This window comes from Pseudoalteromonas sp. UBA6610 (assembly GCF_002433295.1).
Lineage (GTDB): Bacteria > Pseudomonadota > Gammaproteobacteria > Enterobacterales > Alteromonadaceae > Pseudoalteromonas > Pseudoalteromonas atlantica.
The window spans coordinates 1-8,087 of record NZ_DJHW01000138.1 but is presented as its reverse complement, the minus strand read 5'-3'; the positions used below and the strand labels follow the sequence as shown (position 1 = coordinate 8,087).

Annotated in this window: 8 protein-coding genes and 1 tRNA gene; 2 read left to right on the top strand and 7 right to left on the bottom strand. The window is 41.5% G+C overall.

Going from position 1 to position 8,087, the window contains the following annotated elements; translation table 11 throughout:
- Positions 1-30: 30 nt before the first annotated feature.
- The 7 genes from B4F91_RS18245 to lolB all read right to left on the bottom strand — a co-directional run bounded on the left by B4F91_RS18245 (position 31) and on the right by lolB (position 5,834).
- A tRNA-Met gene (locus B4F91_RS18245) sits at positions 31-107 on the bottom strand.
- Positions 108-854: 747 nt separating this feature from the next.
- Positions 855-1,946, bottom strand: coding sequence for a redox-regulated ATPase YchF (ychF, locus tag B4F91_RS18240; protein WP_004588829.1), 1,092 nt, complete (start codon positions 1,944-1,946; stop codon positions 855-857).
- Positions 1,947-1,979: 33 nt separating this feature from the next.
- Positions 1,980-2,564 (bottom strand): aminoacyl-tRNA hydrolase, encoded by a 585-nt coding sequence (gene pth / locus B4F91_RS18235; RefSeq protein ID WP_024033868.1) that lies wholly within the window; start codon positions 2,562-2,564, stop codon positions 1,980-1,982.
- Positions 2,565-2,582: 18 nt separating this feature from the next.
- Positions 2,583-3,197: a 50S ribosomal protein L25/general stress protein Ctc gene (locus B4F91_RS18230; RefSeq protein WP_004588831.1), complete on the bottom strand. Its 615-nt coding sequence runs from the start codon at positions 3,195-3,197 to the stop codon at positions 2,583-2,585.
- A gap of 151 nt (positions 3,198-3,348) precedes the next feature.
- Complete coding sequence (locus tag B4F91_RS18225; RefSeq protein ID WP_004588832.1) at positions 3,349-4,296, bottom strand: ribose-phosphate pyrophosphokinase; 948 nt, start codon at positions 4,294-4,296, stop codon at positions 3,349-3,351.
- A gap of 90 nt (positions 4,297-4,386) precedes the next feature.
- Positions 4,387-5,244, bottom strand: coding sequence for a 4-(cytidine 5'-diphospho)-2-C-methyl-D-erythritol kinase (ispE, locus tag B4F91_RS18220; protein WP_286937230.1), 858 nt, complete (start codon positions 5,242-5,244; stop codon positions 4,387-4,389).
- A gap of 2 nt (positions 5,245-5,246) precedes the next feature.
- Positions 5,247-5,834, bottom strand: coding sequence for a lipoprotein insertase outer membrane protein LolB (gene lolB, locus B4F91_RS18215; RefSeq protein ID WP_004588834.1), 588 nt, complete (start codon positions 5,832-5,834; stop codon positions 5,247-5,249).
- A gap of 83 nt (positions 5,835-5,917) precedes the next feature.
- Here lolB and hemA point away from each other — a divergent pair, with 83 nt between their 5' ends.
- Both hemA and prfA read left to right on the top strand, forming a co-directional pair.
- A complete protein-coding gene (gene hemA / locus B4F91_RS18210) occupies positions 5,918-7,174 on the top strand; it encodes a glutamyl-tRNA reductase (RefSeq protein ID WP_004588835.1) in 1,257 nt (418 codons plus the stop codon).
- 7 nt (positions 7,175-7,181) lie between these two features.
- Positions 7,182-8,087 (top strand): peptide chain release factor 1 (gene prfA / locus B4F91_RS18205; protein ID WP_288636154.1); only part of this gene is annotated, 906 nt, incomplete at its 3' end.

The window sequence follows — 8,087 nt, the reverse complement described above, 5'->3', positions numbered from 1 at the left end:
TAAACTCTTCATTGAGCAACAAAAGAAAAATGGTGGCTAAGACGGGATTTGAACCTGTGACCCCATCATTATGAGTGATGTGCTCTAACCAGCTGAGCTACTTAGCCATCTCTTTTGTTATCACTTCATCGCTGAGTGCGGGGCGTATTATGCTGATATGACCCAAATCCGTCAACACCTTTTTTGCAAAAAAACACTTAACAGGGTTTGTTTGCAGGAAAATTAAGCTAAGAGGCTAAATTTTAATAAATTTGCTGTTTTTTTAACTGTAAATCAACTGTCAAAGTACACTAAGTAATAACAACTTAAAACCGTTAATATAAAAACTGCTGAGTATTTATGCAGTCGCTTTGCGTTCAAGTTGTATTAAAACCGAGTTTATTGAGTATTTTAGCTATTGAATGAAGTTATGATACTTAACAACCAGGCTATGCAATCATTTTAAGTCACCATAACGTGCACTAGTTGCTTTAAAAATACATATTAATCACTGCGTGGAGGCAGTTGGTAGGGCAATTTGCTTATTACTGATGCGTATTTATCACGTTAAATAAAGTATTTAATTTAGCTCGTTAGTATCATACCAATCCGTAATAATAGTTATATCATTTTGCGGGACTAAACGTGTCGCTATCTGTGTGTAAAAATTCTCATTCAGAACATCCAAATAGCGAGTTTTTTCTAGCTATCAACAGGTTTTTCCATCAACAAAATAGATCGCTTAATTATGCTAATTGCTATAAAAAGCCAAAAGTAATTAAGGCCATTTGTCTTTTGGGATAAAACTTATTTAGATAAAGGCATAAAAAAACCCGCATTAAGCGGGCTTTTATAAACAGATTGTTTAGGCGTAATTATACGTTGAACAAGAAGTTCATTACATCGCCATCTTTAACAATGTACTCTTTACCTTCTTGACGCATTTTACCGGCTTCTTTAGCGCCACCTTCGCCATTAAAGGCAATGTAGTCGTCATAAGCAATGGTTTGTGCGCGAATAAAGCCACGTTCAAAGTCGGTGTGAATTTTACCAGCCGCTTGCGGCGCAGTTGCACCTACTGGAATAGTCCACGCGCGTACTTCTTTTACACCTGCTGTGAAGTAGGTTTGTAAATGCAATAGCTCGTAACCACCGCGAATAACACGGTTTAGGCCTGGTTCTTCTAAACCTAGGTCTGCCATAAATTCAAGCTTGTCTTCTTCATCTAGTTCAGAAAGCTCAGATTCGATTGCAGCACACACCGGAATTACTACAGCATCTTCAGACTCTGCAATAGCACGTACACGGTCAAGGTGTGGGTTATTTTCAAAGCCATCTTCAGCTACGTTAGCAATGTACATAGTAGGCTTAATAGTTAAGAAGTTAATTGAGCTAATTGCTGCTTTTTCTTCTTTAGTAAGCTCTAAAGAGCGAAGTGTTAACCCTTCGTCTAAGTGTACTTTAACTTTTTCAAGTACTGCATTTTGCTCTTTAGCGTCTTTATCGCCGCCTTTCGCTTTTTTAGCGTTACGGAAAATTGCTTTATCAGCGCTGTCCATATCGGCAAGTACTAATTCGGTATTGATAACGTCAATATCGTCAGCAGGGTCAATAGTACCTGCAACGTGAATTACGTTTTCGTCTTCAAAACAGCGAACTACATGGCCAATTGCATCCGTTTCACGAATGTTTGCTAAAAATTGGTTTCCTAAACCTTCACCTTTTGATGCGCCTTTTACTAAACCAGCAATATCAACAAATTCCATACTAGTAGGTAGAATACGTTGAGGATTTACAATTTTTGCTAGCTCGTCTAAGCGAGGATCGGGTACCGGTACTACACCTGTGTTAGGTTCGATGGTACAAAAAGGAAAGTTAGCGGCTTCAATACCCGCTTTAGTTAGTGCATTAAAAAGCGTTGATTTACCAACATTAGGCAAGCCAACGATGCCACATTTAAAACCCATAGTAAGATACCTTGTTAAGATTCGTTTAAACGATTATGGTTTAAAAGAATGTAGTCTGTTTTGTGCTTTTAACACACCATCTTTTGCAAGTATTTCCATACAACGAACAGCTTCATCAACCGCTGCATCCATTTTTTCTTGGTCTTCTTTGGCTGCTTTTCCAAGCACCCAACCGGTAACCATTTCACGATGCCCTGGATGACCGATACCTATGCGTAAACGCATAAAATCTTTTTGGTTTGCCATTTTTGCAATAATGTCTTTTAAGCCATTATGACCGCCATGACCGCCACCTTTTTTAAGTTTGGCAACGCCTGGGTCTAAATCCATTTCGTCATGGGCAACAAGTATGTTTTCCACGGGGATTTTGAAAAAATTGGCTAAACTACCGACCGCTTTACCACTTAAGTTCATGTAGGTGGTGGGGATCAATAATTTGAATTCTTGGCCTTGGATGATCACTTTGCCAGTTAGGCCGTGATATTTAGGATCGTGTTTGAGCGTGCAGTTGTAGCGTGCTGCGAGTTCTTCAATGAACCAAGCACCTGCATTGTGGCGTGTGTTTGCGTATTCGGGGCCTGGATTAGCCAGGCCCACAAGCATTTGAATAGAATTCAAGGTGCAAGACCTTAAATATTATTCAGCAGCGTCTGAAGCTTCTTCTTCAGTAGGAGCTGCTTTGTTAGCTTTGATTGTAACTACTGACAGGTCGTGGCCTTCGCCTTTACCTAGTTCAACAGACTGAACACCTGAAGGAAGTTCAAGGTCAGAAATGTGAACTGAATCACCAACTACTAAATTAGAAACGTTAACTTCAACGAATTCTGGAAGTGCTTTAGGAAGACAAGAAATCTCAACTTCAGTTAACTGGTGAACAACAGTTGCGCCAGCTTTAGTAACTGCTTCTTCACCGATGAAGTGAAGAGGAACTTTAGTTACTAATTTGTGAGTTGCATCTACACGTTGGAAATCAAGGTGAGTGATTTTTGGCTTGAATGGGTGACGTTGAATATCTTTTAAGATAGCTTCAACAGACTCGCCGCCAACATTTAGCGTAAGAATGTGCGTGTAAAAACCTTCGCTTTCTTGTGCTTTGATCATGTCTTTATGAGCAAGAGTAAGCGATACCGCTTCTTTATCTGCACCGTAAAGGATAGCAGGTACTTTGTCTTCGCGACGTAGGCGGCGGCTCGCACCAGTACCAGTTTCTACGCGAAGTTCAGCGTTGTAAGTATAAGTTTCGTTAGACATAATGTCTCCAATAATTAAAAGTGTTAGGGCCTTTGCGACCAAGGTCCCTACCCAAAAGGCGCGCTATCATAACACCGCTCCCCGATAAAATAAACAACACATACAAAAAAAGCGCCAAAAGGCGCTTATATGTTCCAACGAATGTGTGATTTTAGTGTTCAAACATCGCTGAAATAGATTCTTCATTGCTGATGCGACGAATTGTTTCGGCTAACATGTCAGCAAGAGTCAGTACTTTTACTTTATCAAGCGCTTTTAATTCATCAGATAACGGAATTGAGTCAGTTACAATTACTTCATCAATTACTGAGTTACGAATGTTCTCTGCAGCTTTGCCAGATAAAATAGGGTGCGTTGCATAGGCAAATACGCGTTTAGCACCGTGTTCTTTAAGTGCTTCTGCGGCTTTACATAAAGTACCACCGGTATCAATCATATCATCTACGATAATACAGTCGCGGCCTTCAACATCACCAATAATATGCATTACTTGAGAAACGTTTGCTTGAGGGCGACGTTTATCAATAATAGCAAGGTCTGTGTCGTGAAGTAGTTTTGCAATAGCACGGGCACGTACTACACCACCAATATCTGGCGATACTACAACAACGTCTTCAAACTCACGCTCTTCCATATCTTCAAGTAATACAGGGCTACCAAATACGTTATCTACTGGTACGTCAAAGAAACCTTGTATTTGCTCAGCGTGTAAATCAACCGTAAGAACGCGGTCAACACCTACACTTGATAAGAAATCGGCAACAACTTTAGCGGTAATTGGAACGCGCGCAGAACGTACTCGACGGTCTTGACGTGCATAACCAAAATAAGGAATGACGGCAGTAATACGACCTGCTGATGCACGACGTAGAGCATCAACCATAACGATAAGTTCCATTAGGTTATCGTTAGTAGGGGCACAGGTTGATTGCAAGATAAAAACATCCGAGCCACGAACATTTTCATTTATTTGAACACTGATCTCACCGTCGCTAAAACGGCCAACAACAGCATCGCCTAATTCAATATACAAACGTTTTGCAACTTTTTGAGCTAACTCAGGTGTTGCGTTACCAGCGAAGAGCTTCATGTCAGGCACGGTAGGGTTCCTCAGGCACTGAATTTTTGGACTAACGGGTAAATAGGTAAAACCCACTACGCGTTAACTTATGATTACTTGTACGTTACTTCATTGATCGAATATGGCGGCAAGCTCCGTATGAGCAGGTGAGACATTTGTGCTAGAAGCAACAAAACCCTGCCAAGTATGGGGGAGGTTATCAAGTACATCTTGTGCTTGAACTTGGCTAGCAAATTCGACAAAACAACATGAACCTGTTCCGGTCATCTTCGACGGGGCGTATTTTAGCAACCACTGCAGGGTTTTTTCAACCTCGGGGCAGAGCTTTTTAACTAAAGGCTCACAATCGTTGGTTAATTTATGGGTTCGCCAATCACCTGAAATTTTTGGTGTATCGCGTTTTAAATCTGGGTGAGTGAATATTTTAGCGGTACTTACATGCTGATTAGGGTGCACAACGCAATACCATTTTTGTTCAAGCTCTACGTCAACCAATTGTTCGCCAATACCGTGTGCTATGGCGCTTTTACCACGAATAAATACCGGTACGTCGGCGCCTAATTGCAAGCCTAAGTTTGCTAATTCATCAATATCTAGTTGTGTATTCCACATTTTATTAAGTGCAAGTAACGTGGTGGCTGCATCAGATGAACCGCCTCCTACACCGCCACCCATAGGTAAACGTTTAGTGAGATTTATTTTTACACCTGATGAAATGCCACAGTGATTTTTAAGCAATAACGCGGCTTTATAGATGAGATTATCGCAATCTGCTATGCCTTTCGTATCACCCGTTATTAAAATAGTGGGCGCTTCGTTAGCTGAAAAGTCGAGTGTGTCGCCAAAATTTAAAAAGGTAAATAAGGTTTCTAGTTCGTGATAACCGTCATCACGGCGCGCATTGATGTGTAAAAATAAGTTAAGTTTTGCCGGTGCAATGACCGAAAAAGCTGTTTTAGTATTCATACTTAATTAAATTGCCAATTGTAGAGTTGAATTTTGATTTTAATTTGCTGATGTTTTAGCGTGACATTGCCAGGAACCCAAAAGCCACCTTGCTGTTTATAGTTTGAATACGTTATTTGCCACTTTTTATTGCTGTTATCGTACCAAATAACTTGTTGTGCACGGCCAAGTTCGTCTACTTTTAATGTTTGCGACGTTAACGTGCCTTTTAACCAGTTATCGGCGTTATCAACTGGCAGGTCAAAACCGGTTAAGCGTTTTAATAATAACGCGGCGTTAGTATCTGTGTATGTTTTATCGTCGTAATCAAGTACCGCACCTGTGCGGGTTTGTTTAAGCGACAATATACGAGTACCAATAAACGTAGTGAGCACTAAGTTGTTTTGTTTTTCGTCTTGTTGCCAATTTAAGTTTGCAGATTGGCGCTCATCAGGGCTTATAAACGCTAATTTACCTTGTGCTTGCCAGGTTTTTTGCGCTGCTAAGCGTGGTTTCCAATCATCGTAAAGCGTTGTTTTTGTATCAATTTGGTGGGCGCAGCCCGCTAAAAACAAAAAAAGAGTGAATAAAATTAAATAATGTCTAATCAAATGTTGTTCCTTACTTTCCATATTCCGCTGATTTTTGGTAAAATTGCCGCCTTTAAAGTAGGGCGCAGCAATATTTGGCAAATATGACCATCATAGCACTTGGTATAAATCACAAAACCGCATCCGTAGAATTACGTGAAAAAGTGGCTTTTTCGCCTGAGCAAATGTCTGAGGCGCTCCAGCAATTAAGCGGTCATGCCGACTTTAACGAAGCCGTTATTGTATCTACCTGTAACCGTACCGAAATCTATTGTAGCCTTGAGCAGTCAAATTCCCAAGCACTGCTAGCCTGGCTTGCCAGTTTCCATGGATTGGATGAACACGAACTGAGCAAAAATATATATTGCCACCAAGGTGATGCAGCCATTAATCATTTAATGCGTGTTGCGTGCGGCTTAGATTCGTTGGTATTGGGCGAGCCGCAAATTTTAGGGCAAATTAAGCAAGCTTATCATAGCGCCAAAACACACGATGCTGTAGGCGTTAAGTTTGATAGGTTGTTTCAAAAAACCTTTTCGGTAGCTAAGCAGGTCCGTACCGACACTGATATTGGTGCCAGTGCTGTGTCGGTGGCGTTTGCAGCGGTTAATTTAGCAAAACATATTTATGGCAAGCTTGATAAAACCAATGTGTTATTAATTGGTGCCGGCGAAACAATAGAGCTTGTAGCTAAACATTTATATCAAAATGAGCCGCAACAAATTACGGTTGCCAATAGAACCATTGAGCGTGCACGCGGTTTAGCGCAGGAAGTGTCGGCCGATGTGATTGCGCTGGCACAACTACCTGAGCGTTTACACAAAGCCGATATTGTTATTAGCTCAACCGCCAGTACGTTACCAATAATAGGTAAAGGGGTGGTCGAGCAAGCATTAAAACAGCGCCGCCATAAACCTATGCTGTTTATTGATATTGCCGTACCGCGCGATATAGAAAGCCAAGTAGGCGAGCTTGACGCAGCCTATTTATATTCCGTTGATGACTTACAAGCCATTGTAAGCGAGAATATGGCCGCGCGTGAACAGGCGGCAGAACAAGCACAATTAATAATAAGCGAGCGCGTAAAAGAATTTGAAATGTGGGTTCGCTCTCTCGATTCGGTTGATTTAATTCGCCACTACCGAAACGACGTACAAACCATTAAGTCAGAACTTGTTGAGCGGGCGGTTAGCCAGCTAAATACAGGTAAAGACGCAGAAAAAATTATATTAGAGTTGGCCAATAAATTAACCAACCGCTTAATGCACGCGCCTACCCGTGCAATTCAAGATGCGGCTAAAAAAGGTGAAGTGGCACAACTAACTCAGTTGAAAAAAATGTTAGGTATTGATCAGGAATAACAGTTAAATGAAAGAGTCTGTATATCGTAAATTAGAAACCTTAGTAGAGCGCTACGAAGAAGTACAAGCGCTACTGAGCGATCCGTCGGTCATTAGTGATCAAAACCGCTTTCGTGCTCTTTCAAAAGAATACTCTGAGCTTGAAGAAATTGTAAAAACATTTTTAGCATACCAACAAGCGCAAGACGATGTAGCGACTGCTGAAGAAATGTTAAAAGATTCAGACCCAGATATGCGTGAAATGGCGCAAGAAGAATATAAAGAAGCTAAAGCGCAAATTTTATCATTAGAAGATGAGCTACAAGTGCTTATGCTTCCTAAAGATCCTAAAGATAACAACAATGTATTTTTAGAAGTACGCGCGGGTACCGGTGGTGACGAAGCGGCTATTTTTGCAGGCGATTTATTTAGAATGTACAGCCGTTACGCCGAAACACAAAAATGGAAAGTTGAAGTGGTGAGCACCAACGAAGGTGAACACGGCGGCTACAAAGAAGTTATAGCAAACATTAGCGGTGAAGGTGTGTACGGTAAGCTTAAGTTTGAATCGGGCGCTCACCGTGTACAGCGTGTACCAGAGACTGAGTCGCAAGGGCGTGTACATACCTCTGCGTGTACGGTTGCAGTAATGGCCGAAATTCCTGAAGCAGAAGCCATTGAAATAAACACCGCCGATATAAAAGTAGATACCTTTAGAGCCTCCGGCGCCGGTGGTCAGCACGTAAATAAAACCGACTCGGCAATTCGTATTACTCATATTCCAACGGGTGTTGTGGTTGAGTGTCAGGATGAGCGTTCGCAACATAAAAACCGCGCTAAAGCGATGTCGGTACTTGCCGCGCGTTTGCAGCAAGCCGAAGATGAAAAACGCCATGCGGCTGAGGCCTCTGAGCGTCGTAACTTAGTGGGCAGC